This window comes from Verticiella alkaliphila (assembly GCF_018904615.1).
GTDB lineage: Bacteria > Pseudomonadota > Gammaproteobacteria > Burkholderiales > Burkholderiaceae_B > Verticiella > Verticiella alkaliphila.
In genome coordinates this window covers 1-24,584 of sequence record NZ_JADCNH010000015.1, presented here as the reverse complement: position 1 = coordinate 24,584, position 24,584 = coordinate 1, and the positions used below count along the sequence as shown (strand labels likewise).

The window sequence follows — 24,584 nt, the reverse complement described above, 5'->3', positions numbered from 1 at the left end:
CCATGCCCCGCCTTGCCGCCAAACTCGACCGCATCTCGCCGTTCTACGTGATGGAGCTGGTCAAGCGTGCTGCCGCGCTGGAGGCCCAGGGCCAGGACATCGTGCACATGAGCATCGGCGAGCCTGACTTCACCGCCATCGCGCCGGTGCAGGCCGCGGCCGAAGCCGCGTTGCGCGCCGGCAAGTCGCGCTATACGCCGGCCGTGGGCATTCCGATGCTGCGCGAGGCCATCGCGGCCTTCCAGTCGCAACGATTCGGCGTCGCGGTGGATCCGGCGCGCATCATCGTCACTGCAGGGGCCTCTGGTGCCTTGCAGCTTGCCTGCACCGCCTTGCTGGACCCGGGTGCGGAAGTGCTGATGGCAGACCCGGCTTACCCCTGCAATCGGCATTTCGTGACGGCTGCCGGCGGCATGGCCACCCTGGTGCCCACCTCGCCCGAAGACCGCTTTCAGCTGACCGCCGAGCAGGTGTGTGAACACTGGAGCGCGCGCACGGCCGGTGTCATCGTGGCCTCGCCGAGCAACCCCACAGGCACCTCCATCGCGCCCGAGGCCCTGGCCGATCTGGTGCGCGAGGTGCGCCGGCGTGACGGTTTTGCCATCGTCGACGAGATCTATCTCGGGCTGTCCTACGACAGCCCGCGCCGCTCGGCCGCCGCGCTCGGCGAGGACGTCATCCTCGTCAACAGCTTCTCCAAGTACTTCCACATGACGGGCTGGCGTCTGGGCTGGCTGGTGGTGCCGCCGGCGCTGGTGTCGGCGTTCGAGAAGCTCGCGCAGAATCTGGTCATCTGCCCGTCTGCCATCGCCCAGCATGCGGCGCTCGCCTGCTTCACGCCCGAAGCCCAGGCCGAGTTCGAAGCGCGCCGCGAGGCCTTTCGCGCACGGCGCGACTACCTCTTGCCCGAGTTCGAGCGGCTGGGCCTGCATGTGCCCGTCAAACCCGATGGCGCCTTCTACATCTACGCCGACGTGAGCCAGCATGCGCCGGATAGCAACAAGCTCGCGTATCGCCTGCTGGAGCAGGCTGGCGTGTGCGCGGTGCCCGGCATGGACTTCGGCCATGCCGCGCCCGAGCGTTACCTGCGCTTCTCGTATGCCAACAGCCTCGAGCGGCTGCAGGAGGCCGTGGCGCGCATGGGGCAATTCTTCGGGCGTTGATCCCTTGGAGGCTCACTCGGGCTGGATACCGGCTTTGCTGTAGATGTCCTGGTAGAGCTTGAGCTCGCGCTGGATGAAGGCCTGCAGCTGCTCAGGGGTCTGGTCCTCGTAGAAGGCGCCCAGATCCCGACGGTACTTGGTGCCGGTCTCCGAGTGCGAGTAGTCGCGAAAGGCTTCGCGCAGGCGTTGCACCACGGGTTCAGGCGTGCCGCGTGGGGCAAAGAGCACGCTCCAGCCCGTCATCACGAAATCGGGCAGTCCCGATTCGATCATGGTGGGCACTTGCGGCAGCACCTCCACGCGCTGCGCCGACGTGACCGCCAGCGGCTTGAGGGTGCCGCCCTGGATCTGTCCGAGCACCGCACCCGTATCCACGAACATGAAGTCCACGTGCCCGCCGATGAGATCGGTGAGGGCCTGTGGGCTGCTCTTGTAGGGCACATGCGTGGTTTTCAGGCCCGCGCGCTGGTTGAAGAGCTCGGCCGTGGCGCGGTGCGAGGCGCTGCCGGCGGCGTAAGTCACGGTGTTGGGCGGCTGGCTGCGGATGTAGGCGATGAGCCCCTGCACGTCCTGGATGTTGTGCTTGGGCGCCACGAAGAGCGCGAGCGGAGCCACCAGGCTGCGGTGGATCGGCGTGAAATCGCGGATCGGGTCATAGGGCAGCTGCTTGAAGAGCACCGGATTGCCCGCATGCGTGGTGTTGCCCGTGGAAATGAGGGTATAGCCGTCCGGCGACCCATGCAGGAATTCCTGCACGCCGATGATGCCATTGCCGCCCGGACGATTGTCGACGATCAGGTTCCAGCCTTGTTTCTGTGCCACGTATTGTGTGGACATTCTGACGCCGTTGTCCGTGCCGCTGCCCGCCGCGAAGGGCACGATGACGCGGATGGGGTGGCTGGGGTAGGCGTCGGCCGCCAAGGTGACGTCTGGAAGGCCGAGCAGGGCAGCAGCCAGAGCGCTGGCAAGGGCCGCGCCCATGCGCCGGCGCAGGCCGGCATGGGACCGTGACAGGGTAGGGGCGCGCATCACGACAGTCTCCTGAAGGTTGCCCGTGTTCGGGGCGGCATGGGTGCTGCGGGAAGCTATGGGCGGTGAGCGCTACGGCCTTGCCGCGGGAACGACGGCGAACGGGTAGCGGTACATGAGATCGGCGGGCAGGGTCACGTCCAGGATGAAGCGGTCACCCCGATACGAGAAGACGCCCGCATAGACGACGCGGCCGTCCGTGTCGGTCATGCGGCGCACCACGCGCGCGATCGGTCCGGCAAACACGTATTCGAGGGCCTTGGCCTGCGTGGCGTCGGCGGGCGCCACCGTCATCGTCTGATGCAGCTGGCCGAGCGGCACCTGCGTGTGCTCGCGCAGCAGCCGGGCCACCTTGGCGGTGCGCTCCGCACCCGCGGGAAACCGGTCGAATTCCGTCTGCGCGATGAAGAGCTGGATCAGGCAGAACGGCTCGTCCGCGTGCCGATGGATCTTGTCCAGCCGCACATACGGCTCCTGAGGCACGACCTCCCCCACCCGGAGTTCGGCCGGCAGGTGTTGATCGCGCGTGAGCGCAATCAGCCGGATCTCCAGCCCCTCGGGGTGCTGGATCGGGTCGTTGATGGCCGCATGCAGGCCGGGGCTCGGGCCGACGGGGCTGTCGGTGACGTACGTTCCACGGCCCCGCTCGGAGGTGATGAGGTCTTCCTGCGCGAGTTGCGCGTAGGCCTGGCGAACGGTGATCCGGGCCACGCCGAGTTCGTCGGCCAGGCGCTCCACGGTCGGCAGGCGATGTCCCGGCGGCCACGTGCCGGTGGTGATCTGGTGGCGCAGCAGCCCGGCGAGCTGGTGATACCTTGCCACGCCCGGCGCGCCGGGCGGGATGAGGCTGGTCGTATCGGCCGCTGTCATGGCAGCAGCGCCGCCGGCACGCGCACGGGCATTGCGAGGACGACTTGCGCCATGCCTTTGCCGAGAGGATCGTTGCGCAGCGAGGCCATGCCGCCGCCGCCCAGGGCACGCTCGCAGACGAGATTGATGGCGTGCAGGCCCGGCAGATCGTAGCGGGTGATGGGCCCCTGGACGAGATGGGCAAGCCACTCGCCCACCGCTGGCGGCGTGGCCTGCGCCCGCAGCCACGGCAGCAGCGCCGGGGTGCGGGCGATCAGGCCGACATTGGAGATGTCGCCCTTGTCCCCACTGCGCCCGTGCGCGATGCGGATGAGGGGCACCTCGACCAGGCCGGCCGCGTCGTCCAGGCGCGCGGCAATGTCCGCGGCCGGCGTGTCCGCCCCCGAGGGGCCTGTCACCTGGGCGCTGGCGGGGGTGTGCATGGCTTCGGCAGGCATGGGCACGGCGACGCCGTCCAGGTGCACGTGCGGATGGACGCGCGCCTTGTCGATCAGGAAGGCCGCCTGGCGGATCGAGGGCGACACCTGCGGGCGGCCACCCACGCCGGTCGTGCCGGGCGCCCAGGACGTGCCGGCGGGTGCGATCTCGCGCGAGAAGCAGGCAAGCGCGGCCTTCTGCGGGTGCGTCACCGCCAGGTGCAGCGTGGCGTCGCGCAGCGCGCAGGGCGTGGCGTGAGGCCCGTAGGCGGCCTCGGTGCCGAGGATCTCGACGTGCGTATCGGTGAAGTCCTCGAAGCCCTGTTCGGCAAAGAGCCGCCGGACGCGGGCGAGGATGGCGTCGGCCGTGCGCCGCGCCTTGTCGGCGGCCTCCATGCCGACGATGGACAGGCGTGCATTGGCGCGAAAGCCGTCCAGATACGTGGCACTGACCTTGTAGCTCGCCGTGGGCGCCAGGCCACGCGCACCGCTCACGCGGACCTGATCCTGCCCAGCCTGGGTCAGGGTCACGTCCGTGAAGTCGCAGATCACGTCCGGCAGAAGATAGCGCGCCGGATCCCCGATCTCATAGAGGATCTGTTCGCCCACCGTGGCCGGGCTCACGAGCCCGCCCGTGCCCTCGGGCTTGGTGACGACGAAACTGCCGTCCGCGGTGCACTCGACGATCGGATACCCGATGTTGTCCCAGCCGGGCACGCTGCGCCAGTCGGTGAAGAGTCCGCCCGTGGCTTGGCACCCGCACTCGAGGATGTGGCCGGCAAGGCTGCCCTGCGCCAGACGGTCGTAGTCTGTGGCCGTCCAGTCGAAGGCATGCATCAACGCGCCCAGCGTCACGGCGCTGTCCACGCAGCGCCCTGTGATGACCACCTGGGCCCCGGCATCGAGCGCAGCGCGGATCGGCAACGCGCCCAGATAGGCGTTGGCAGTGAGCACGTCGGCCGGCAGATCGCCCCCGGTCTGCACGTTGCGCACGCCCTCGTCGCGCAGGGCGGGCAACGCCGCGAGCACATCATCGCCTTCCACCACCGCGATGCGCAGGCTGATCCCGGCTTCGTCGGCCAGCGCACGCAAGGCCTGGGCACACGCTTGCGGGTTCACGCCACCCGCGTTGCTGATGACACGGATGCCCTGGGCGGCTACCTCGGACAGCACGCTGCGCATGGCGACATCCACGAAATCCGTGGCGTAGCCCAACGCCGGATTGCGCCGACGCGCGCCGGCGAGCAGCGACATGGTGAGTTCGGCCAGATAATCGAAGACGAGAAAGTCGATCCGACCTTCGCGCACCAGTTGCGGCGCGCCGACGCTGCTGTCTCCCCAGAACCCTGAGGCGCCGCCGATGCGGATGGAGGTTGCGGCCATGATGGTGGGGCTCCCTGGAGGGTCTCAGCGACCGGTCCACACCGGTTTGCGCTTCTCGCGAAAGGCCAGTTGGCCTTCCTTGGCGTCTTCGGTAAGGGCGAACAACGCGATCTGGCTTTCCGTGAACGCCATCGATTCCTCGAACGCCATCTCATCAATGGTCTTCATGAGATAGAGGCCCCGTCGGATCGCGGCCGGCGACTTGTCCAGGAGGCGCGCCACCAGGGCGTCCAGCGCCTGGTCGACGTCCTCGTGGACAGCGTTCACGAGCCCGATCTGCAGGGCTTCGCGCGCATCGATGGGCTCGCCCGTGATGCAGAGCTCGGTGAGCTTGCGCCGGCCGATGAGGTGCTGGAGCACCGTGAGCACCTGAGCCGGGAAGACGCCCACCTTGACTTCCGGCAGGCCGAAGCGGGCGTGCGCGGCGCTCACGGCCAGATCGCACATGGACATGATGCCCATGCCGCCCGCCATGCAGGCACCGTTCACGCGCGCGATCAGCGGCACGGTGCTCTGACGCGCCTTGCGAAAGAGATTGGCGAAGCCCGAGCGCGGTTCCGAGTAGTCGAAGACGAAGGACTTGCCCGTCTGCAGATCCGCGCCGGCGCAGAATGCCGCGTCACCCGTCCCCGTGAGGATGATGGCGCGCACGCTGCGATCGGCGTTGGCTTGATCAATGGCGCGCGAGATGCCTTGCAACACGTCCGGGCTCACGGCATTGCGCCGCTCCGGGCGGTTGATCGTCACCCACATCAGGTTGTCGCGAACGTCGGTCAGCAGTTCTTGGCTCATGTAGAAGTCTCCGGTTGAGAGGGGGCGGCAGCGGCTGCGCGACGTGCGGCAAAGCGGCGCACCGCCTCCCGGTGCTCCTCGCTTGCGAACGCCACGCCCTGCGCTGCTGCCTCGTATTCCAGCATGGCGGGCAGTGTGCTGGATAGCGATGGATCCACACCACGACGCGCTCACGCACGTCTGCGTGCAGGGCAGGCCGAAGCACCGCTGGCGAACAAGGCGTCGATGGCCGCGGGGTCGTAGCCCGCTTCGGCCAGCACCTCGCGGCTGTGCTCGCCCAGTTGTGGGGCTGGCGTCGGCGGCGCGGGCGGCGTGCCATGCCATTCGCTGGGTACGGCCATGCTTCGGATGGTGCCCACTGCGGGATGGGCCTGCTCCGAGAAGAAGCCAATGTCTGCCAGATGCGGATCCTCGAGCAGACTGTCGAAGGTATGCATGGGGAACACGGGAATGTCTGCCTCGCGCAGCAAGGCCTGCCATTGCGCTGTCGTGCGCTGGCGCAGTTCGTCGGCCACCATGCCGTAGAGCTCGGTGATGTGCGCCGTGCGTGTCGTGATGCTGGCAAAGCGCGGATCGGTGTCGAAGAGCTCAGGCTTACCGATCACCCGCAGGAAGGTCTTCCAGTGCGCATCGGTGTAGATCAGACAGCAGACGTAGCCGTCGCGGGTCTGGTAGGGCCGGCGCTCGGCAGACAGCAGGCGTGGGTAACCGAAGTCGCCCTGTGGCGGCACGAAAGTTTGACCGTACAAATGATCGCCCAGAATGCTCGGCAACAGGGTCTCGAACATGGGGACGTCCACACGTTGGCCTTGGCCCGTGCGTTCGCGGGCATACAGGGCCGCGCAGATCACGCCGAAGGCGTAGAGGCCCACGCTGCGATCCGCGATGGTGATGGGCAGGTAACGCGGGATGTCGCCACTGCCCAGGGCGACAGCCTGCGGCAGGGCGCATGCCGCCTGGATGAGATCGTCGAACGCGGCCTGCGGCGCGTAGCGACCCCGCTGCGAGAAACCGAACATGCCGACATAGATCAGGCGCGGATTGACGGCGACGAGGTCCTCGTAGGCCAAACGCAGGCGCTGCATGGCCGCAGGCCGCACGTTGTAGGTGAGCACGTCGGCCGTCTCGGCCAGCCGCAGCAGCGCTTCGCGTCCGGCCGCCTGCTTCAGGTCGAGCACCACGCTGCGCTTGTTGCGATTCAGGCCCAGGTACAGCGGCCCCATCTTCTGCTCGCCTTGCGGGCCGATGCTGCGCACGACGTCGCCGTCCGGCGATTCGACCTTGATGACATCCGCGCCGAGGTCCGCCAGCATCTGGGTGGCCGATGGCCCCATGAAGACGTTGGTGATGTCCACCACGCGTACACCGTCCAGTGCGCCAGCCATGAGCACCTCGCATTGAATCTATAAACCTATTGTTAGGTTTATTTGCGACGGACGCATCCGGACTTTCCCTGAGCGCAAGTCAGCCGTCGCTGACGGGATGCGCGTGCCCCCACCATGAGCCGCCAGGGCGATGTGCTATACCTTGCCGGTTGTCCCTCTTCCGTATTCCGTCATGGCTCGCCAGCGCCGCCTGTACTGTCCCAACACCCCGCACCTGCTGCAGATCCACCTGCTGCCCGAGGCCGTTTCGCCATCGGTTCAGACACTGGACGCGCGCGCGGGCTGGCTTGCCGAAGAGGCGGCGCGGCTGCGCGTGGCCATCCATGGCTGGGCCATGACGCCGATGGAGGTGCTCGCCCTGGTCACGCCGGCCGACGCCGACGGCCTGCGCGGTCTCACTCAGGGGCTGGGGCGCCGCATCGCCGCCCAGCGCGGGGGTGGACAGGTCTTTTCTGGACGCTATCGCAGCGCGCTCATCGAGCCGGGCGCCTGGGTCATCCCGGCGCTGCTGTGGCTGGAGGCGCTGCCGGTGCGCTATGGGCTCGCGAGCGACGCGGAGCACTGGCGCTGGTCATCCGCGCGCGCGCACGTCGGCGCGAGCGGGCTGGGCTGGTTGAGTGTGCATCCGGATTACTGGGCCTGCGGCAACACGCCTTTCGATCGTCAGGCACGGTATCGCCAATGGATGCACGAGGGATTGTCGAGCACGCAAGTCTCGAACATCGCTGCAGCCGTCAAGGGCCAATGGGCCCTGGGCGGGCCCGCGTTCCTGGCGCATGTGGCGGCGGCCGCGAGCCGCCCCGTGCAGCCTCGCCCGGTGGGCAGGCCGCGCAAGGCGGCCGCCGTGGACAGCGTCAGTTGATGGGAATGCCGAGGTTGGCGATCCAGTCACCCCAGCGCACCTTGTCGCGGGCCACCGTCTCGGCCAGGGCCTGCGGGCCGCTGCCATCACCCTCCAGCCCCATCTGGCGCAGCTGATCGCGCAGCTTGGGCTCCTGCACGGCCTCATGCACGGCGCGGGCGAAGGCTTCCACGCGGTCGTCCGGCGTGCCCGCCGGCATGAAGTAGCCCATCCACCCGCTGTGCTTGAAGGACGGAAAGCCGCTCTCGACGAAGGTCGGAATGCGATCGTTGCTCACCAGACGATCCGGCCCTGTGACCGCCATGGCGCGCAGCCGGCCCGATTCGATGTGCGGGCGCGTGATGCCGTAGGTGAGGAAGGCCGCCTGCACCTGGTTGCCCAGCAAGGCCTGCATGACCGGCCCGCCGCCCTGATAGGGCACGTGCAGCCAGTCCATGTCCGCATCGCGACCGAAGATGGCACTGTAGATGTGGGTGGGCGAGCCCTGGCCGATCGATCCGTAGGACAGCTTGCCGGGGTTGGCCTTGGCCTCGGCGATGAGCTTGTCGAGCGATTCGGCCTTGACCTGGTCGTTCACCACCAAGAGCATGGGCGACTCCGTGGCGATGGCCACGGGCTTGAAATCCCTCTGGACGTCGTAGGTGGCCTGTTGAGGGAACAGGATCGGGTTCATCACGAGCCCGGTCACGGAAAAGAGCGCGGTGTAGCCATCCGGCTTGGCGCGCATCACCTGACTGCTGGCGATCATGCCGCTCGCGCCGGGACGGTTCTCCACGACGACAGGCTGGCCCAGACGGGCGGCCACGCCTTCGCTCACCAGACGGGCCACCGTGTCGATGCTGCCGCCCGGCGCGTCGCCCACGATGAGCTGGAGGGGCCGCGTGGGCCAGGCCTCGGTGGCCAGCGCAGTGCCGGTCGAGCCCAGGGCGAGGACGGCGGCCAGGCCGATGGCGGTGAGAGGCGTTCGGGTCATGCTGTCTCCTTCGGGTTGATCGTTGCCGATCGTGTCCGCTCAGCTGGGTTGCAGCGTGCGGGCGATCAGTTCTTTCATGATTTCGTTGGAGCCGCCGTAGATGCGGCTCACCCGGGCGTTGGCATACATCCGGGCGATGGGGTATTCCATCATGTAGCCGTAGCCGCCATGCAGTTGCAGGCAGGCGTCGATGACCTCGCACTGGGCCTGGGTGCTCCACCACTTGGCCATCGCGGCCCGCGCTGGATCGAGCCGGCCGGCGAGCAGGTCGACGACGCACTCGTTCACGAAGGTGCGCGCGAGATGCGCCTTGGTCAGGCACTCGGCCAGCGTGAAGCGGGTGTTCTGCAGGCTGAGCAGCGGCTGGCCGAACACGTCACGCTGCGCGGTGTAGGCCTGGGTGAGTTCGACCGCCTTGAACATGCTCGCCACGGCACCCACGGCGATGATGAGTCGTTCCTGCGGGAGTTGTTGCATGAGCTGGCCGAGCCCTTTGCCTTCGATGCCGCCCAGCAGGTTTTCGGCAGGCACCTGCACGCCATCGAAGAAGAGTTCGGCGGTGTCCTGCCCCTTCTGACCGAGTTTTTCGAGGAGGCGTCCGCGGCGAAAGCCCGGGGCGTCATCCGTCTCGATCATCAGCAGCGAGATCCCGCGCGAGCCCGCGTCCGGATCCGTCTTGACGACCACGCAGACGAGGTTGGCGAGCCAGCCGTTGGTGATGAAGGTCTTGGCGCCGTCCACGACATAGGTGTCGCCCTGACGGCGGGCGCGCGTGCGGATGGCGCGCAGATCCGAGCCCGCGCCGGGTTCGGACATCGCGATGGCCGCCACCAGCTCGCCCGTGGCCATGCGGGGCAGCCAGCGTTGCTTCTGGTCCTCGGTGCCGTAGTGCAGCAGGTAGTGCGCGACGATGCCGCTGTGCACGCCGTTGCCAAAGCCGCTCACCAGGTGGCGGGAGCATTCGGCCGTCAGGATGGCCTCGTGCGCGAAGGTGCCGCCACCGCCGCCATAGGCCTGCGGGATGCTCGCGCACAGCATGCCGACGTGGCCCGCCGTACGCCACACGTCGCGATCCACGTGTTGCTGCGCGGCCCAGCGGGCCTCGTGGGGCACGAACTCGCGTTCGATCACGCGCCGCATCGCATCGCCGAAAGCAGCAACGTCCTCGTCCACCCAGGGTGCCTGGTCGAAACCGGTCTCCATGCGCTGTCTCCTTGGCTCGTCACTGGCCGCGTCGTGTGACGCGCGGCCATCTGCAAGCCCTGGATTCACTATAAGAACCCGGCTCCCCCCGGGGCAATGGCGGCAACGGCGCAGCGGGAATGGCCGAAAACGTCACCCCGCGCGCATGTCAGGCGTCGCGCCTGCGCCGACGGTACTCGCCCGCAGGTACCCCGGTCCAGCGCTTGAAGGCGCGCTGGAACGTACTTGTCTCGGAAAAGCCGAGCGCTGCCGCGGTCTGGGCGATGTCGATCTGCCGTCGGGCGAGCATGTCGATGGCGAGATCGCGCCGCACACTGTCCAGCACCTGACGATAGCCACTGCCTTGGCGCAGCAGATGGCGACGCACGGTGGCGGGGCTTACCTCCAGTGCGATGGCCAGTTCGCTCAGCGAAGGCGGTTGCGCTGGCGCGGCCCGCAGCAGGTGGCGGATGCGCTCGGCGAGCGAATCCGGGTTGCGGTAGCGCAGCACCAGGTTGGAAGGCATGCCCTGGCGGAACGCCCGCCAGTCGTCCTGTGTGCGCACCACGGGCCGGTCGAGCCAGTCTTCGGAAAGCGTCAGTCCCAGCCAGGGTTGCGCGTAGTGCACGGGCGCGTTGAAGAGCCGGTCGGTATCGCGCACGCGGGCCGGGGCGGCGTAATCGAAATGGATGGCACGCACGGGCATCGGCGCATCGACGAGCCACGAGGCGACGCGCACGATATAGAACATGACGCCTGCGCCGACGAAGTCCGGATCATAGCGTCGGGGACGGCTGCGGCCGAGGACGATGCGGGCTTGCCCATCGGCGTCCGGCAGCAACCGTGGCGCCACGTCCGAGAGCACCAGCCGCGCCCGATGCAGGCCCTCCTGGAGCGCTTCGCGCGCGTCCCGGCAGGACAGCAGCGAGCCTGCGAGCGCGGCGAACGTACCGGGCGGCAGCGGGCGTTCACACAGCCCCCAGAGCTCGTCGCGCAACACGCGCCGCAAGGTACGGTTGAGCGCCGCGAACTGCATGGCGGCCACCCGGGCGTGCGGCGAGGTCAACAGCGCGGGGGCGATGCCGGCCCGCCGAAGGATCGCGGGGATGTCCAGGCCACGCGCCCGCGCGCCCTGCAGGATGCTGTGGACGTGCGCGATGCCCACCGTGTGTCGCTGCACGCGCACGTTGTCCTCGCCGGACGCGGTGGTCGACGCGCCAGGCGCGATGGGGGAGGCGCGCCCCCTGGCGGGCGGACAGAAGGAGGAAGCCATGGCAAGGGAGGACGAAACTCGCAAGACGCTCATCGTAGCCCTGGCACCGTCTGCCCGTCGGTGCGGGGCGCGAGCGCAGCGTCGGCCCCTTCCGCAGGGATGCCACTCAGGCATGACGCTCGCCGATCGCCACGCGCTCCGTCAGTGCGGTTCGGCACGGTGCTGGCCCGCGCCGTCCGGTCTTGGCCGCTGGCGCGTGTTCCACCGATACAGCGTGCTGCGGTGCACCCCGAGTTCGCGGGCGGCGGCGGACAGACTGCCGCGGTGCCGGGCAATGGCCTCGGCGATGTGCAGATCCGACACGCTGCGCAGACTCGCCTGCAACGGTGCCGCCGAGGGCGCTGCGCGGGATGCGGGGACGGTCAGCGGCGCATGGCCTTGTGAGCTCAGCGAGGGGAGGGCGGCCGCCGTGACGACGCCGCCGTCGGGGTGGAACACGGCCAGGGTGCGCAGCACGCTGTGCAGCTGGCGGTAGTTGCCAGGCCAGTCGTAGGCGGTCAGCTGCGCGAGGGCGTCGGGATCGAGATGCAGCGCGGGGGCACCCGGCGGTGTCAAAGCGGTCAATTCGGCCGCGACGAACGCAGACAGGTCGGAGCGCGCCCGCAACGCAGGCAGGCTCACGGCCAGATCCTGGAGCCGATAGAACAGATCCGCCCGGAAGCTGCCGTCCGCCATGAGGCGAGGCAGATCGCGGTGGGTGGCGCTGACCAGCCCGAACGACACCGCCACGGGCTTGCCGCCGCCCAGGGGTTGTACCTGCCGCTCCTGCAACGCGCGCAGCAAGCGTGTCTGCAGCGACAGCGGCATGTCGCCGATCTCGTCCAGAAAGAGCAGGCCGCCGTCGGCTTCGCGCAGCAGCCCGCGCGAGCCGTCGCGTCGGCGCCCGTGTAGGCCCCCGGTGCATAGCCGAACAGCTCGGCCTCGATGAGGGATTCGGGCAGGGCCCCGCAGTTCACGGCGACGAAGGGGCCACCCCGCCACTGACTGGCGCCGTGCAGGGCGCGCGCGAACACTTCCTTGCCGGCGCCGGTTTCTCCCTGCAGCAGCACGCCGAGCCCGGCATCGAGCGCGCGCACGGCGCTCGCCAGTAACGGCTGCACGTCGGCGGCTGGCTGGGGAGCACGCACCGTCACGCCTGACGGCGGCGATACGGCAGGCGCCGCCGCGCGCGCAGCCGGGCTCGACACAGGGCGTCGGCGCACGGGCTGCTGCAACGCGGCGTGAAAGGACTCGCCGCCGGCGCTGCGCACGGCGCGGGACTGGTCGGTGAGCTGCTCCCAGGCGCCCAGCCAATCGCGGACGGGCTGATCGATGAGGCGCTTCCAGTCCGTACCCAGCAGGGTCACGGCCGCCGCATTGGCGCCCACGATGTGCTCGTCCTCGATCACGAGAATGCCGCGCTCGGCGGAATCGAGCAGGGCGCATGCCGATGAAAGACGAGCTGTGTCTGCCGCGCGCTGGCCGGCACGAGCAGACGATTGGCCACCTGCCGTGCACCCAGGGTGGCGAGGCCGAGCGCGTAGGGATGCAGGTGCTGGGCATCCCCGGAAATGTCCAGCACACCGAGCAGGTCGCCGCGCGGAGCATGGATCGGCGCGGCATGGCAGCTCAGGATCTGGTTGCGCGCGAGAAAGTGCTCACGACCATGCACGCGCAGCGGGCTCGCCTCGACGAGCACGGTACCGATGGCGTTGGTGCCGCGCTCGCCTTCGGCCCAGCTCACGCCTGGGCGCAGCGCGACTTGATCGGCGCGTTGCAGGAAGCTCGTGTTGCCGCTGCACTGCAGGATGACACCGCCCGCGTCGGCCAGCAGCACCAGGCTGCTCGCGCTCGCCACGAGATTGGCGAGTGTGTCGATCTCCGGCGCGGCCGCCTGCAGGAGGTCGTGATGCAGGGCCATGCGATCCTGCAGCTCGCCGCGACGCAGGCCTTGCGGATCGTCGGCGGCATCGCTCGACATGCCCGCACAGCGCTCCCACGACCGCAGGATGGGTCGGCGCGCGGGTGGCGCCAACGACTCACCCCGGACGGATCCGATGCTCATGGCTGTCTCCTGTCGCGATCGGCGACAGTGTCGCCGGCTGCAACGTCTGCCGTGTCGCACGATGCGACAGGCGCGCTGTCTTCTGGTGTGCAGGCCATTATGCCGCAGAACGCGACCGCGGCTGGCGCGCAACTGGCATGGCCATTGCATGGACAGGAACCACCCGAGCCGCGCCCTCGGTCGGGCCCAAAAGAACCCAACGGAGACACATCATGGACATGTCGGACCTCAAGCAATTCGGCCTGAGCCTGGATTTTCCCTTCAAGAAGCAGTATGAGAACTACATCGGCGGGCGCTGGGTGGCGCCGGCCAAGGGCGAGTACTTCGAGAACGTCTCGCCGATCACCGGTCAGGCCTTCTGCAAGGTGGCGCGCTCCAGTGCCGAGGACATCGACCAGGCGCTGGACGCCGCGCACGCCGCGCGCCGTGGTTGGGCGGACACGGCGCCGGCCGAGCGCAGTGCGATTCTGTTGCGCATCGCCGATCGCATCGAGCAGAACCTGGAGCGTCTGGCGGTGGCCGAGTCGATCGACAACGGCAAGCCGCTGCGCGAGACGATGGCAGCCGATCTGCCGCTCGCCGTCGATCACTTCCGCTACTTTGCCGGCTGCCTGCGCGCCCAGGAAGGCGCGATCTCGGAGATCGACGCCACCACCGTGGCCTATCACTTCCATGAGCCCATCGGCGTCGTGGGCCAGATCATCCCGTGGAATTTTCCGCTGCTGATGGCCGCCTGGAAACTCGCGCCCGCGCTGGCCGCCGGCTGCCCGGTGGTGCTCAAGCCGGCCGAGCAGACCCCGGCATCGATCATGGTGCTGATGGAGTTGATCGGCGATCTGCTGCCCAAAGGGGTGGTCAACGTGGTCAATGGCTATGGCAAGGAAGCCGGCCATGCGCTGGCCAGCAGCACGCGCATCGCCAAGATCGCCTTCACGGGATCCACGCCCGTGGGCAAGCAGATCCTGAAGGCCGCCGCGGACACTCTGATCCCGGCCACGGTGGAGCTGGGCGGGAAAAGCCCCAACATTTTCTTTGACGATGTAATGGCACAGGACGACGCCTTCCTCGACAAGGCGCTCGAAGGGCTGTCGATGTTCGCGCTCAATCAGGGCGAGGTGTGCACGTGCCCCTCGCGCATCCTCGTGCAGGAGTCGATCTACGACCGCTTCATGGAGAAGGCGGTCAAGCGCGTGCAGGCGATCAAGACGGGTCACCCGTTGGACAAGTCCACGATGGTGGGCGCCCAGGTGTCACAGGCGCAGCTCGACAAGATCCTGGGTTACATCGACCTGGGCCGCAACGAGGGCGCCGAGTGCCTGACCGGCGGCAGTCGCAGTGCGCCGGGGCAAGGCCTGGACCAGGGGTATTACGTCAGCCCGACGATGCTGCTGGGCAAGAACGACATGCGTGTGTTCCAGGAGGAAATCTTCGGGCCGGTGGCGTCTGTGACGACGTTCAAGGACGAAGAAGAAGCGATTGCCTTGGCCAACGACACCTTCTACGGTCTGGGTGCCGGGGTATGGAGCCGGGATGGCACGCGGGCCTACCGCATGGGCCGCGCTATCGAGGCGGGCCGGGTGTGGACCAACTGCTATCACCTGTATCCGGCACATGCCGCCTTTGGGGGATACAAGCAATCCGGTATCGGCCGCGAAACCCACAAGATGGCCTTGTCGAACTACCAGCAGACGAAGTGCCTGCTGGTGAGCTACAGCGCCAACGCGTTGGGGTTCTTCTGATCAGAGGGGCAGCGACCGTGGGCATCTGTAGCGGTGCTCACGGCGCTGGCCCGAGGATCGCCTGCAGCGATGCTGCCGTCAGAACAGCGCGCGCCCACGCGTCCAGCGTGCTCGTATCAGCTGCCATCAGGCGCGGCTCTGCCCAATCGGGCAAAGGGCCGAACCGCGCTTGCAGCAGCGTACGCAGTGCGAGACGCAGGCCTTCGTCGATACCTTCTTGACGTCCTTCCTGGCGTCCTTCTTGAAGGCCCACTTCACGGCCCTCCGCCAAGCCACGCTCGCGCCCCTCCACCAGGCCCCGTTCGCGCCCTTCGCGCAGGCCCTGTTCGAGCCCGGCCTGTAATCCATCCTGCTTCCACTTCTCGGTCCACTCGACTACGCGTTCGGCGAGCATGGCATCCATCTCCTGGAGATCGTTGACTTCGGGAATCGTCTCGCCTGGCACGAGCCGGGCAAGCAGCACGCGCTGGATGTAGACCGTGAAGGCGCGGCGCAGCGAATCGTGGCGCGGCGCCTTCAGGTAGCGGTGCAATTGCATGATACTGCGGCGCGTGGCCTGCGGTGAGGGGCTCTTCTCCAGCGCAATCAGGTGCGCGACGAGGTTGTCGTCCGTGCCGGGCAGCCCGGCCCGGTGCTCGTCCAGCACGAAGTAGCGCAGGCTGGGCTGGTACGCCGCAAGTGCATCGGGCGCGGCGGCAAACAGGCCCCGCATCTCACGCGCGGCCCGCCACGGACGGCTGCCGTGGTGCACCACCAACGGAAAGACGGGCGGCAACTCGCCAGCGCGGCCGACCTCGCCCGTCTTGACCAGATCCTGGTACAGCAGACTGACGTAGGCCAGCATGCGCAGCGCCATCCAGGCGTCGTCCCGGCTCTGGAATTCCAGCAGCAGGTAGACGTACAGCCAGCGCTCGCCACCCAGGCGCACGCGCCAGACGAGATCGGTACGGCGCTCGGCGAGATCGTCCGTCACGTAGTGCCCGCCGCGCGGCTCGAGCGTGGTGAAGTCCAGTTCGCCTACCCAGGCCTCGGGCACGAAGCCGCGCAGCAGGTGTTCAACCATGACGGGGTGGCCAAAGAGGCCGCGGTAACCGCTGTCATGCGGCAGGGACATACGAGGGCATCCGGCAAGTGCCCGCCGGCGGCGGGCCTGCCCCGTTATACGGTGGGGCACGCCTGCAAGAACGACCGGTGCGTGCGTTTCGACGCACCGGCTTAGGCCGGCATATCCCCATTGTCAGCGGCAACGCCAGAGGGTATTTCTGCTTCGCCGTCGCGACCGGGCCTGTTCAGGACCAGAGCCGGGCCATGATGAGGAAGTCGATGGCGAACACCCCAACGGGGATGGCGTGCCAGTAGTAGGACAGCAGCGGCGACTTGGCCGTATAGAAGTAGATCAGCAGGCCTGCGGTGGCAAAGCTGAGCAGCGGCAGGATCCACACGAACTGCATCATCGCGTCCAGCACCCAGGCGGGCAGGTCACGCGAATTGGCAAGCCCGGCGCCGGCGAAGATCGCCATCATGGCACTGACGCCGCCGAGAACGATCTGAAAGACGACGCCTAGCACTACCATCGTACCGGACATGGGTTTCCTGTGGTCAGAGCCGAGCTGGGCCCGGCGGGTCGGCCCGGCCCTGGCCCACCCGGATTCGCGCAGCGAGTCTAGCAGAGCAGATCACGCGCCGACGATGCGCACACGCGAGGCATACTCTCTGCATGAGCTCGCTGCCCGACCCTCGCCGCGCCCAGCTGCGCCGCCTCAAAGCCATTGCCCTCGCCATGCTTGCCGCCATGGTGAGTGGCTTCATCCTGGCCCACGCCATGGGCAACACCGGCATCTGGGCCTGGGTGCGCGCCTTCTGCGAAGCCGCCACGGTGGGCGCGCTGGCGGACTGGTTCGCGGTGGTGGCGCTGTTTCGCCATCCGTTGGGGCTGCCGATACCGCACACGGCCATCATCCCGGCCAACAAGGCGCGTATCGCGGACAACCTGGCCGTCTTCGTGCGCGACCACTTCCTGGATCCGCCGCAGCTGCTGGAGCGCCTGAGAGTGTTCGACCCCGCAGCCCGGCTCGGTGCGTGGCTGGCCGAGCCGCGGCAGGCCCGCCGCGCGGCGGACATGGCGCGCAGCTGGGTCCTGGAGGCCTTGCGTCTCGTGGACGAACGCGCGGTGCGCGACGCCTTGCAGCGCTTCGTGGTGGCCCGTCTGCAGGGCTGGGATGCCGCCCGCACGGCCGGTGAGGTGCTTGCCCTCCTCACCCGGGATGGCCGCCATCAGGCGTTGCTCGACCAAGGCCTGCAGCAGCTGGCCCGCGCGCTGGACAACGAAGCCGTCAAGGCCCGCGTGTCGGATGTCATGGTGGCGTACGCGCGTCGTGAATGGCCGCGCATGGTGGGTGCGATCGATCGGGTGAAATCCGTCGATCGTCTGGGCGACAAGCTGGCCGAGCGGCTTGCCAAGGCACTCATGAGCGAACTGCAGTCCATGCTGGCCGACCCGACCCACCCGGTGCGCGCCGATTACGCCGCCTGGCTGCAGGATTACCTGGAACGGCTGCGCTCTGACCCGGCGCTCGCCGAGCAGGTGTCAGCGATCAAGGCACGACTGCTCGATCATCCCGACCTCGCCCGCTATCTGCAACAGGTATGGACCGAAGTGCGCGACGCGCTGGCGCGCGATCTCGCCCGCGAGGACTCGGCGCTGGGTGGGCACGTGGAGCGCAGCCTGCTGGCCATGGGGCGGGCCCTGGGCGAAGACCCGGCGTTGCGCGAGGCCATCAACCGGCACGTGCTGGATGGCGCGCAAAGCCTCGCGGGGCGGCTGCGTGCCGGGGTCACCGAGCACATCGCCCAGACCGTCAAGGCCTGGGACGAACGTCAGCTAGTCGAGGAACTGGAGCTGAGCGTGGGCCGGGATCTGCAGTACATCCGCTTCAACGGCACGCTCGTGGGCGGCATCATCGGCGTGATCCTGCATGCCGCAGTACTGCTCTTCACGGGCTGAGCCGCACGTTGCGTCAACGCAGCCAATCCTGGGCTCTGCGCAGGATTGGCGCATCCACCATCTGGCCGTCGACCTGGATGACGCCCTCGCCGCGCGCGCGCGCCTCGGCCGCCGCGGCCACCACGCGGTGAGCCCAGGCCTTGTCGGCAAGCGACGGACCAAAGCCCGCGTTGATGATGGGCAACTGCCCGGGGTGCACCGCAATGCTGCCGGTAAAGCCCAGGGCTCGTGCCTGGTCGACGGCCGTGCGCAACCGGTCCAGCTCGGTGACGGCTGCGATGGTGTCGCCCAGGCCCCAGCAACCCAACCCATGCGCCCGAGCCGCCAATGCCACCCACTGGGCCGGGCCGCGCAGGGTGTCGGGCGTGGGCACCACGCCCAGGCACGCCGAAAAATCTTCCATGCCAAACCCGAGTGCGCTCAACCGCGGTGTGCTTGCTGCGATCTCGGCTGCGTGGAGGACGCCGAGCGGGGTCTCGATGACAGCCGCGAGAAGCAGCGTCGTGCGCCAGCCAGCGCCGGTCTCGTGCGCCGCCAACGCCTCGGCAAATCGGGCCACCTGCGCGGCCGTCTCCGCCTTGGGCAGCATGACGCCATGCACGCCGTCCGACGGCAGGCTGGCCAGGTCCGCGGCCCAGGTCTGTGCCTCGGCATTGACCCGGACGAACACGGTCATGCCGTGACGCGCGAGCACCCGCACCGCCGGTGTGATCGCCGCGCGCGCCGCGGGCTTGTGCTCGGGCGCAATGGCGTCCTCCAGGTCGAGCACGATCGCGTCTGCCCCGCGCAAGTGAGCCTTGTCGATGAAGCCCCGGCCAGTGGCGGGCACGAAGAGCAGACTGCGCGGCAAGGTCATGGACATGTGGCAATGTGTCCTTCGGCGAGCAAGGCCTCGATGCGCGAGGCCGACAAGCCGAGTTCGGCCAGGATCTCCTCACTGTGCTCGCCGCATCGGGGGGCGGGCCGGCGCCACTGTCCGGGCGTACCGGACAGTCGCGGGGTGATGGCGTGGGTGATCAACGGCTCGTCTCGGCCGGGAACGGGCGTTTGCACGAAGACGCCGCGTGCCTGCACGTGGGTGTCCTCCAGCAGGTCGTGGGCATCGTTCACGGGGCCGACAGTCACGCCTGCCGCACGAAACCGGGCCAGGCAGTCGGCGCGATCGAGCGCCCCGATCGCGTCCTGGAGCAGGGCGTCGAGTTCGGCATCGTGCGCGAGGCGTGCGGTGTGCGTGGAAAAGCGTGGGTCCTCGGCGAGGCTTGGGCGGCCCAGGGCGTCGAACACCCGCCGTGCCATGGTGTCCGTCGAGCCCGAAAGTGCTACCCAGCCCCCGTCGCGGCAGCGGTACACCCCACGTGGCGAGGCAATCTTGGCAGAGGGCTGGGGAGCGTGCCTGCCGCGTCGTGCGGCCAGGGTCACCTGCGGCCCCATCACGCTCAGCATGGGCTCAAGCAGCGACAGATCGATGACCTGACCGCGGCCGGCGCCATGACTGACGGCGCGCAAGGCGGCGAGCACCGCGAACGAGCCCGACAGGCCCGTGATCATGTCGGCGAGCGCCAGGTTCGGCAGGACGGGCTTGCCGTCGGCATCCGCATGGCGCGCTGCATACCCCGAGAACCCCTCGATCAGGCTGCCGAAACCGGGCAGTTCCCGATAGGGTCCGCTTTGCCCCCACCCGGACAGGCGCACGATGACGAGTCCGGGGGTATCGGCCAGCAGATCGGCAGGATCCAGCCCCATGGCCTCGAGCGTGCCGGGACGAAAACTCTCGATCAGCACATCGGCCGAGCGGATCAGCAGCCGCAGGATGGCCTGGGCTTGCGCGCTGCGCAGGTTCATCGCCAGACTGCGCTTGTTGCGTCCGTAGGCCTGCCACCAACCGTCAAATCCGGCGGGCTCGCCCGGCACGGGTTCCGTCCAGTGGCGCAACGTGTCGCCTTTGCCGGCAGGCTCGATCTTCACGACGTCCGCCCCGAAGTCCGCCAGCTGGAGCGACAGCATGTTGCCAGCCACGAGGCGACTCATGTCGATCACCCGCACGCCAGACAGGGCGCCCGTGGCGTCTGGCGTGAAGGCCTGCATCGGAAGATCGGCCACGCTCATTCCTTGCCGGTGGTGTCGATCGACCGTGCGATGGGCTCCCAGACGGCGGCCTCCTGCGCCAGGCGCTCGGCGAATGCGGTGGGTGACATGAGTAGCGCCTTGGCATTCATGTCCAGAAGGCGCTGCTGGATGTCGGGCCGGCGCAGGACGCTGTCCACGGCGGCGGCCATGCGTTGGGCAGCGGCGGGCGGGATCTGGCGGGGAGCGAACAGTCCGCCGATCACCGCCACCTTCAGCGCCGGGAAGCCGGCTTCGGCCATGGTCGGCACGTCGGCCACGGCCGGCAGCCGGGCGGGCGCGCTGACTGCCAGCGCGCGCAGCTGCCCGCCCTGAATGAAGGGCAGGGCCGCGGTCAGGGAATCCGTCGCGAAGGCCACTTGGCCGCCGGCGAGATCCGTCAGCGCCTGCCCGCTGCCCCGGTAGGGAACGTGCGTGGCGTCGACCCGGGCCTGTTGCAGCAGCAGTTCGCTGCCCAGGTGCGTCATGGTCCCGGTGCCGGCAGACGCATAGGCCGCCTGTCCCGAGCCCAGTCGCACAACGAGTTCTGCGAGTGTGCGTGGCGACTGAGGCTGGTTGGGCACCAGCACGGCGAACGGCGACTCATTGACCGGGGCGACCGGCAGGAAGTCCGTGTAGCGGTACTTGGCAGCCGAATTGATGTGGGGCACGACGAAGAGACTGGCTGTCGAACTGTAGATGAAGTGGTGGCCGTCCAGCGGATCACGCAGGATGGACTCGTGCGCGACGATGCCGCCGCCCCCGGTGCGATTCTCGATGACGACGGGCTGGCCGAGCGCCTCGGCAAGCGGACCCGAGAGCAGGCGCATCAGCACATCACTGCCGGAGCCAGGACCCTGGCCCAGGACGATCGTCACCGGTTGGCCCGAACCGGCGGCTGCCAACACCGTGCTCATCGGCAGGACAAGCAGCGTGGCCGCGGCAGCCGAGAGGACGTGACGACGTCCGGTTAAGCCTACCCGCTTCATGAAGGAAAGGGCGCGCATGATTGTCTCCGGACGTTTGTGTGGTCTGATAGCAATGAGTTTACCGAATTTGTTGAACTAGCAACAGTTGTTTTAGCAACTTATAAGCCATGACCCAGCCCGTCTACACGCCTACCGAAGCCCTGATTACGTTCCGGGTCTCCCTGCTGTCCCAACGGCTGGCCCGCGCAGTCGAGAGCGCCGTGAGCGTCGAGATGGGGCTGAGCAGTCGGCAATGGCGGGTGTTGGTGAGCCTGAATCGGTTGGGCGCGGTGACGGCGAGCGAGATCGTGCAGTTCTCGAACCTGGACAAGAGCCAGGTGAGCCGTGTGGTCCAGGAGCTTGAGCCGCGTGGACTGATTCACCACGCAGGCGATGCGCGCGATCGCCGCCGCATCGTGCTGTCGCTGACGGCCGCGGGGCGCGAGATGGTGAGTGAGGGGCTGGCAGGTTCCGAATCGCGCCAGGCATTCCTGCGCGCGGCACTGAGCGATGCAGACTATGTGGTGTTCGAGCGGGCGCTGGGCCAGCTCACCGAAGCTGCCGATGCGCTGCTGGCGCAGGCCAAGGCTAGCCGCGGGTCAGACGCTCGAACTTGATGAAGAGCTCTTGGCGCGTTTCGACGACGTCCGGATTGACGAGGATGCACTCGACCGGACAGACGACCTTGCATTGGGGCTCGTCGTGGTGGCCGACGCACTCGGTGCAACGTGACGCGGCGATCTCGTAGTATTCCGCGCCCATGGAAATGGCGTCGTTCGGACACTCGGGCTCGCAAACGTCGCAGTTGATGCACTCATCGGTAATGAGCAAAGCCATGGCAACAGCCTGAAGTGTGCGCGCTGGCACGCCGGGTAGGCGGCCTCGCGCGCGGTAGGGATCAATCCCCTTTCAGCGGTCCGCCCATCTGCTGGACTTTCGACTGCAGCCAGCGCTCCACCGAGGGGAATACGAACTTGCCGACGTCACCGCCCATGAGGGCGATTTCGCGCACGATCGTGCCCGAGATGAACTGGTACTGGTCGGACGGCGTGAGGAACAGGGTTTCGACATCGGGCAGCAGATATCGGTTCATGCCCGCCATCTGGAACTCGTATTCGAAATCGGAGACGGCGCGCAGGCCGCGCAGGATGACGCGGGCATTTTGCGCACGCACGAAATCCTTGAGCAGGCCGCCGAAGCTTTCGACCGCGACGTTGGGGTAGTGGCCCAGCACTTCACGTGCGATGTCCAGCCGCTCGGCCACCGTGAAGAAAGGCTTCTTGGCCTGGCTGTGGGCCACGCCCACGACCACCTTGTCGAACAACGTGGCAGCACGGCGGACCAGATCCTCATGGCCCCGTGTGAGCGGGTCGAACGTGCCGGGATACACGGCAACAATCATCGAGCTTCTCCTTGTGCGCAGCACCGGGAAGCGGTGCCGCCTGCGGCGGGTGGTATGCGGCGTCTGGTGCCGCGTCTCCTGGCCGAATTATTTACCGGATTTTGCATCGCAGCAAATGCGATGACGCCGGCGAGCGTCTCAGGTTGGCGATGACGCGTCACCGGGCCGGTATTGCAGTACATGGTAATGCACGGCGCCAGCGCGCGCGGCACGCAGCATCGCAAAATCCGCAGGTGGCTCCACCGGCTGGTCGTCTTCCACGTAGACCAGACTGCCTGGGGCAAGGAGCCTGGGCAGGCGCGGCCATAGACGGGCAAGCCACTCCTGGCCGAACGGCGGGTCGAGCAGCACCAGATCCCAGCCGCCGGGCGCGGTGCCCAGGTAAGCCAGGGCGTCGGCTTGGATGACGTCCACGTGCGCGGCCTTCAGGCGCGTGACCGTCGCGCGCAGCCCCTGCACGGCGGCTGCATGGCTTTCCACCAGCGTGGCGTGCGCGACGCCCCGCGAGGCGGCCTCCATGCCGAGCGCGCCCGTGCCAGCGAACAGATCCAGCACGCGACGCCCAGTGAAGTCCTGGCCCCAGAGGTGGGCAAGCCAGTTGAACAAGGTCTCGCGCACGCGATCCGGCGTAGGCCGCAGACCGGGCGCTTCCAGGACGGCGAGCGGCGTGCGGCGATACTCGCCGCCGATGATGCGGACCTGTTGGGGCGGGGGCTTCTTCTTGATGGTGGACTCCGGCGTCGGGAAGGGGCAACGGGCAACGCGCGCATCGTAACCCGGCCGCCTGGGTTGAGAAACGCCACGCCGCCCTCATCCTGTGTGCATGGCCTTTCCTCTTCCGCTTTCCGTCCTCGATCTCGCCCCCATCGTCCAGGGTGGCACGCCCGCGGAGGCGTTCGCCCAGACGACAGCGCTCGCGCGCCTGGCCGATGCTCGCGGCTACACGCGCTACTGGCTGGCCGAGCACCACGCCATGCCGGGCATTGCCAGCGCCGCGACGGCCGTGCTGATCGGGCACGTCGCCGGCGCTACCGAGCGCATCCGCGTGGGTTCCGGGGGCATCATGCTGCCGAATCATGCGCCGCTCGTGATTGCCGAGCAATTCGGCACGCTCGCGTCGCTGTATCCCGACCGGATCGACCTGGGCCTCGGGCGGGCGCCGGGCACCGATCAGGCGACCATGCGTGCCCTGCGGCGCGCGAACACGGCCGCGGACGATGACTTCGTGCCGCTGCTCGAAGAGTTGCGTGGCTACTTCCGACCCGGGCCGGACATGCCGGGCTGGCGGGTGCGCGCGGTGCCTGGCGAGGGCATGGCGGTGCCGATCTGGCTGCTCGGCTCCAGCGGCTACAGCGCCCAGCTGGCGGGGCACCTGGGCCTGCCCTTCGCGTTCGCCGGTCATTTCTCGCCGGCCAACATCGATGCGGCGTTGCAGCTCTATCGGCAGTCGTTCCGCCGCGGTGTGCTCGACAAACCCTACGCGATCCTGGCCCTGCAGGTGATTGTCGCGCCCACGGATGAGGAAGCGCAGCTCCTGTCGACCACGCAACAGCTGCAGGTCCTGAACCTGGCGCGTGGCAATCCCGCTGGTCAGATTCCCCCGCCCGTCGAGCATATCGACTTCGGACCGGGCGAGGCGGCTGCGGTCAATCGCATGCTGGGCGCGGCCATCATCGGCAACCCCGAGACCGTGCGTGCGGGCCTGCTCGAGGCGGCCGAGCGCACCGGCGCGCAGGAGATCATGGCGGTGACGAGTGTCTTTGACCCGGACCTCCGACTGCGATCCTACGACATGCTGGCGGACCTCTGGGCGGGCGAGGGCGGCTAAACCGTCTATCATCGGGCCATCCCTGGGTCATCCCTCCTCGCCATGTTCAAGTTTTTCCGCAAGAAGCAGCCGACACCCCCGCCCGAAACCAAGCCCGTCGAGCCCGCGCCACCCGCGGTGCCCGACGCCGGCGGCTGGGGCCGGCACGTCGAGCCCACCCCGCCTGCC

24 protein-coding genes and 1 pseudogene are annotated in these 24,584 nt (G+C 68.3%); 6 read left to right on the top strand and 19 right to left on the bottom strand.

Translation table 11 applies throughout. From position 1 onward, the window contains the following. Positions 1 to 2 precede the first annotated feature (2 nt). Entirely contained in the window at positions 3 to 1,163 is a 1,161-nt protein-coding gene (locus IMZ29_RS11580; protein WP_216183886.1) for a pyridoxal phosphate-dependent aminotransferase, read from the top strand. Positions 1,164 to 1,175: 12 nt separating this feature from the next. Here IMZ29_RS11580 and IMZ29_RS11575 read toward each other — a convergent pair whose 3' ends face one another. The 5 genes from IMZ29_RS11575 to IMZ29_RS11555 all read right to left on the bottom strand — a co-directional run bounded on the left by IMZ29_RS11575 (position 1,176) and on the right by IMZ29_RS11555 (position 7,038). Next, complete coding sequence (locus IMZ29_RS11575; RefSeq protein ID WP_216183884.1) at positions 1,176 to 2,192, bottom strand: Bug family tripartite tricarboxylate transporter substrate binding protein; 1,017 nt, start codon at positions 2,190 to 2,192, stop codon at positions 1,176 to 1,178. Positions 2,193 to 2,264: 72 nt separating this feature from the next. Next, complete coding sequence (locus IMZ29_RS11570; protein ID WP_216183882.1) at positions 2,265 to 3,062, bottom strand: GntR family transcriptional regulator; 798 nt, start codon at positions 3,060 to 3,062, stop codon at positions 2,265 to 2,267. Next, positions 3,059 to 4,861 carry an acyclic terpene utilization AtuA family protein gene (locus IMZ29_RS11565; protein WP_216183880.1) on the bottom strand — a complete coding sequence of 601 codons (1,803 nt, stop codon included), beginning with the start codon at positions 4,859 to 4,861 and terminating at the stop codon, positions 3,059 to 3,061. The genes IMZ29_RS11570 and IMZ29_RS11565 overlap by 4 nt, the downstream gene beginning before the upstream one ends. Before the next feature lie 24 nt (positions 4,862 to 4,885). Then, on the bottom strand, positions 4,886 to 5,653 hold the full coding sequence (locus IMZ29_RS11560; protein ID WP_216183878.1) for an enoyl-CoA hydratase/isomerase family protein: 768 nt from the start codon (positions 5,651 to 5,653) through the stop codon (positions 4,886 to 4,888). Between the two features lie 170 nt (positions 5,654 to 5,823). Then, a complete protein-coding gene (locus IMZ29_RS11555; RefSeq protein WP_216183876.1) occupies positions 5,824 to 7,038 on the bottom strand; it encodes a CaiB/BaiF CoA transferase family protein in 1,215 nt (404 codons plus the stop codon). Positions 7,039 to 7,210: 172 nt separating this feature from the next. Between IMZ29_RS11555 and IMZ29_RS11550 the strand changes: the two genes are divergently transcribed. Then, positions 7,211 to 7,900, top strand: a complete 690-nt coding sequence (locus IMZ29_RS11550; protein WP_216183873.1) for a hypothetical protein — start codon at positions 7,211 to 7,213, stop codon at positions 7,898 to 7,900. On the opposite strand, the gene IMZ29_RS11545 is transcribed toward IMZ29_RS11550, so the two are convergent. The 6 genes and pseudogenes from IMZ29_RS11545 to IMZ29_RS22775 form a co-directional block, all read right to left on the bottom strand. Continuing rightward, complete coding sequence (locus IMZ29_RS11545) at positions 7,893 to 8,873, bottom strand: Bug family tripartite tricarboxylate transporter substrate binding protein (RefSeq protein WP_216183871.1); 981 nt, start codon at positions 8,871 to 8,873, stop codon at positions 7,893 to 7,895. The two genes, IMZ29_RS11550 and IMZ29_RS11545, sit on opposite strands and share 8 nt — an antisense overlap. Positions 8,874 to 8,912: 39 nt before the next feature. After that, the gene (locus tag IMZ29_RS11540) at positions 8,913 to 10,076 is read right to left on the bottom strand and encodes an acyl-CoA dehydrogenase family protein (protein WP_216183868.1); all 1,164 of its coding nucleotides are present in this window, start codon (positions 10,074 to 10,076) and stop codon (positions 8,913 to 8,915) included. A gap of 148 nt (positions 10,077 to 10,224) precedes the next feature. Next, entirely contained in the window at positions 10,225 to 11,328 is a 1,104-nt protein-coding gene (locus IMZ29_RS11535; protein WP_216183866.1) for an AraC family transcriptional regulator, read from the bottom strand. 141 nt (positions 11,329 to 11,469) lie between these two features. Further along, complete coding sequence (locus tag IMZ29_RS22785; RefSeq protein ID WP_253207062.1) at positions 11,470 to 12,003, bottom strand: AAA-type ATPase lid domain-containing protein; 534 nt, start codon at positions 12,001 to 12,003, stop codon at positions 11,470 to 11,472. 3 nt (positions 12,004 to 12,006) lie between these two features. Beyond that, positions 12,007 to 12,377: pseudogene (locus tag IMZ29_RS22780) on the bottom strand (sigma 54-interacting transcriptional regulator); the annotation flags it as partial. A gap of 335 nt (positions 12,378 to 12,712) precedes the next feature. Next, complete coding sequence (locus tag IMZ29_RS22775) at positions 12,713 to 13,372, bottom strand: GAF domain-containing protein (protein WP_253207056.1); 660 nt, start codon at positions 13,370 to 13,372, stop codon at positions 12,713 to 12,715. Between the two features lie 212 nt (positions 13,373 to 13,584). Between IMZ29_RS22775 and exaC the strand changes: the two genes are divergently transcribed. Then, entirely contained in the window at positions 13,585 to 15,111 is a 1,527-nt protein-coding gene (gene exaC, locus IMZ29_RS11525; protein WP_216183864.1) for an acetaldehyde dehydrogenase ExaC, read from the top strand. A 37-nt stretch (positions 15,112 to 15,148) separates the two neighbouring features. On the opposite strand, the gene IMZ29_RS11520 is transcribed toward exaC, so the two are convergent. Both IMZ29_RS11520 and IMZ29_RS11515 read right to left on the bottom strand, forming a co-directional pair. Continuing rightward, positions 15,149 to 16,225, bottom strand: coding sequence for an Rpn family recombination-promoting nuclease/putative transposase (locus tag IMZ29_RS11520; protein ID WP_216183862.1), 1,077 nt, complete (start codon positions 16,223 to 16,225; stop codon positions 15,149 to 15,151). A 175-nt stretch (positions 16,226 to 16,400) separates the two neighbouring features. Further along, positions 16,401 to 16,697 (bottom strand): hypothetical protein, encoded by a 297-nt coding sequence (locus IMZ29_RS11515; RefSeq protein ID WP_216183860.1) that lies wholly within the window; start codon positions 16,695 to 16,697, stop codon positions 16,401 to 16,403. A 131-nt stretch (positions 16,698 to 16,828) separates the two neighbouring features. On the opposite strand from IMZ29_RS11515, the gene IMZ29_RS11510 reads away from it, so the two are divergent. Next, positions 16,829 to 18,115, top strand: coding sequence for a DUF445 domain-containing protein (locus tag IMZ29_RS11510; protein ID WP_216183858.1), 1,287 nt, complete (start codon positions 16,829 to 16,831; stop codon positions 18,113 to 18,115). Positions 18,116 to 18,128: 13 nt separating this feature from the next. Here IMZ29_RS11510 and IMZ29_RS11505 read toward each other — a convergent pair whose 3' ends face one another. From IMZ29_RS11505 to IMZ29_RS11495, 3 genes are read right to left on the bottom strand one after another with little or no spacing between them, the layout of a single operon-like run. Then, the gene (locus IMZ29_RS11505; protein ID WP_216183856.1) at positions 18,129 to 18,977 is read right to left on the bottom strand and encodes an HpcH/HpaI aldolase/citrate lyase family protein; all 849 of its coding nucleotides are present in this window, start codon (positions 18,975 to 18,977) and stop codon (positions 18,129 to 18,131) included. After that, positions 18,968 to 20,221: a CaiB/BaiF CoA transferase family protein gene (locus IMZ29_RS11500; RefSeq protein WP_216183855.1), complete on the bottom strand. Its 1,254-nt coding sequence runs from the start codon at positions 20,219 to 20,221 to the stop codon at positions 18,968 to 18,970. Before IMZ29_RS11500 ends, IMZ29_RS11505 begins: the two co-directional genes overlap by 10 nt. Continuing rightward, a complete protein-coding gene (locus tag IMZ29_RS11495; RefSeq protein ID WP_216183853.1) occupies positions 20,218 to 21,225 on the bottom strand; it encodes a Bug family tripartite tricarboxylate transporter substrate binding protein in 1,008 nt (335 codons plus the stop codon). The genes IMZ29_RS11500 and IMZ29_RS11495 overlap by 4 nt, the downstream gene beginning before the upstream one ends. An 89-nt stretch (positions 21,226 to 21,314) precedes the next feature. Between IMZ29_RS11495 and IMZ29_RS11490 the strand changes: the two genes are divergently transcribed. Next, a complete protein-coding gene (locus tag IMZ29_RS11490) occupies positions 21,315 to 21,803 on the top strand; it encodes a MarR family winged helix-turn-helix transcriptional regulator (protein ID WP_216183851.1) in 489 nt (162 codons plus the stop codon). On the opposite strand, the gene IMZ29_RS11485 is transcribed toward IMZ29_RS11490, so the two are convergent. The 3 genes from IMZ29_RS11485 to rsmD form a co-directional block, all read right to left on the bottom strand. Next, complete coding sequence (locus tag IMZ29_RS11485) at positions 21,775 to 22,023, bottom strand: YfhL family 4Fe-4S dicluster ferredoxin (RefSeq protein WP_216183849.1); 249 nt, start codon at positions 22,021 to 22,023, stop codon at positions 21,775 to 21,777. The genes IMZ29_RS11490 and IMZ29_RS11485 overlap by 29 nt on opposite strands. Before the next feature lie 61 nt (positions 22,024 to 22,084). Continuing rightward, entirely contained in the window at positions 22,085 to 22,588 is a 504-nt protein-coding gene (coaD, locus tag IMZ29_RS11480) for a pantetheine-phosphate adenylyltransferase (protein ID WP_216183847.1), read from the bottom strand. A gap of 138 nt (positions 22,589 to 22,726) precedes the next feature. Further along, positions 22,727 to 23,314, bottom strand: coding sequence for a 16S rRNA (guanine(966)-N(2))-methyltransferase RsmD (gene rsmD, locus IMZ29_RS11475; protein ID WP_216184003.1), 588 nt, complete (start codon positions 23,312 to 23,314; stop codon positions 22,727 to 22,729). Between the two features lie 97 nt (positions 23,315 to 23,411). Between rsmD and IMZ29_RS11470 the strand changes: the two genes are divergently transcribed. Continuing rightward, the gene (locus IMZ29_RS11470) at positions 23,412 to 24,416 is read left to right on the top strand and encodes an LLM class flavin-dependent oxidoreductase (RefSeq protein ID WP_216183845.1); all 1,005 of its coding nucleotides are present in this window, start codon (positions 23,412 to 23,414) and stop codon (positions 24,414 to 24,416) included. Positions 24,417 to 24,584 lie beyond the last annotated feature (168 nt).

What these genes read in the sequence shown, in the direction of transcription:
- IMZ29_RS11485 (WP_216183849.1), bottom strand. Translation starts at nt 22,023, where the DNA reads ATGGCTTTGCTCATTACCGATGAGTGCATCAACTGCGACGTTTGCGAG.
- IMZ29_RS11510 (WP_216183858.1), top strand. Translation starts at nt 16,829, where the DNA reads ATGAGCTCGCTGCCCGACCCTCGCCGCGCCCAGCTGCGCCGCCTCAAA.
- IMZ29_RS11570 (WP_216183882.1), bottom strand. Translation starts at nt 3,062, where the DNA reads ATGACAGCGGCCGATACGACCAGCCTCATCCCGCCCGGCGCGCCGGGC.
- IMZ29_RS11500 (WP_216183855.1), bottom strand. Translation starts at nt 20,221, where the DNA reads ATGAGCGTGGCCGATCTTCCGATGCAGGCCTTCACGCCAGACGCCACG.
- coaD (WP_216183847.1), bottom strand. Translation starts at nt 22,588, where the DNA reads ATGATTGTTGCCGTGTATCCCGGCACGTTCGACCCGCTCACACGGGGC.
- IMZ29_RS11565 (WP_216183880.1), bottom strand. Translation starts at nt 4,861, where the DNA reads ATGGCCGCAACCTCCATCCGCATCGGCGGCGCCTCAGGGTTCTGGGGA.
- IMZ29_RS11520 (WP_216183862.1), bottom strand. Translation starts at nt 16,225, where the DNA reads ATGTCCCTGCCGCATGACAGCGGTTACCGCGGCCTCTTTGGCCACCCC.
- IMZ29_RS11550 (WP_216183873.1), top strand. Translation starts at nt 7,211, where the DNA reads ATGGCTCGCCAGCGCCGCCTGTACTGTCCCAACACCCCGCACCTGCTG.
- IMZ29_RS11495 (WP_216183853.1), bottom strand. Translation starts at nt 21,225, where the DNA reads ATGCGCGCCCTTTCCTTCATGAAGCGGGTAGGCTTAACCGGACGTCGT.
- IMZ29_RS11545 (WP_216183871.1), bottom strand. Translation starts at nt 8,873, where the DNA reads ATGACCCGAACGCCTCTCACCGCCATCGGCCTGGCCGCCGTCCTCGCC.
- IMZ29_RS11540 (WP_216183868.1), bottom strand. Translation starts at nt 10,076, where the DNA reads ATGGAGACCGGTTTCGACCAGGCACCCTGGGTGGACGAGGACGTTGCT.
- IMZ29_RS11555 (WP_216183876.1), bottom strand. Translation starts at nt 7,038, where the DNA reads ATGGCTGGCGCACTGGACGGTGTACGCGTGGTGGACATCACCAACGTC.
- IMZ29_RS22775 (WP_253207056.1), bottom strand. Translation starts at nt 13,372, where the DNA reads ATGAGCATCGGATCCGTCCGGGGTGAGTCGTTGGCGCCACCCGCGCGC.
- IMZ29_RS11560 (WP_216183878.1), bottom strand. Translation starts at nt 5,653, where the DNA reads ATGAGCCAAGAACTGCTGACCGACGTTCGCGACAACCTGATGTGGGTG.
- IMZ29_RS11505 (WP_216183856.1), bottom strand. Translation starts at nt 18,977, where the DNA reads ATGTCCATGACCTTGCCGCGCAGTCTGCTCTTCGTGCCCGCCACTGGC.
- IMZ29_RS22785 (WP_253207062.1), bottom strand. Translation starts at nt 12,003, where the DNA reads ATGGCGGACGGCAGCTTCCGGGCGGATCTGTTCTATCGGCTCCAGGAT.
- exaC (WP_216183864.1), top strand. Translation starts at nt 13,585, where the DNA reads ATGGACATGTCGGACCTCAAGCAATTCGGCCTGAGCCTGGATTTTCCC.
- IMZ29_RS11575 (WP_216183884.1), bottom strand. Translation starts at nt 2,192, where the DNA reads ATGCGCGCCCCTACCCTGTCACGGTCCCATGCCGGCCTGCGCCGGCGC.
- IMZ29_RS11580 (WP_216183886.1), top strand. Translation starts at nt 3, where the DNA reads ATGCCCCGCCTTGCCGCCAAACTCGACCGCATCTCGCCGTTCTACGTG.
- IMZ29_RS11515 (WP_216183860.1), bottom strand. Translation starts at nt 16,697, where the DNA reads ATGTCCGGTACGATGGTAGTGCTAGGCGTCGTCTTTCAGATCGTTCTC.
- IMZ29_RS11470 (WP_216183845.1), top strand. Translation starts at nt 23,412, where the DNA reads ATGGCCTTTCCTCTTCCGCTTTCCGTCCTCGATCTCGCCCCCATCGTC.
- IMZ29_RS11535 (WP_216183866.1), bottom strand. Translation starts at nt 11,328, where the DNA reads ATGGCTTCCTCCTTCTGTCCGCCCGCCAGGGGGCGCGCCTCCCCCATC.
- IMZ29_RS11490 (WP_216183851.1), top strand. Translation starts at nt 21,315, where the DNA reads ATGACCCAGCCCGTCTACACGCCTACCGAAGCCCTGATTACGTTCCGG.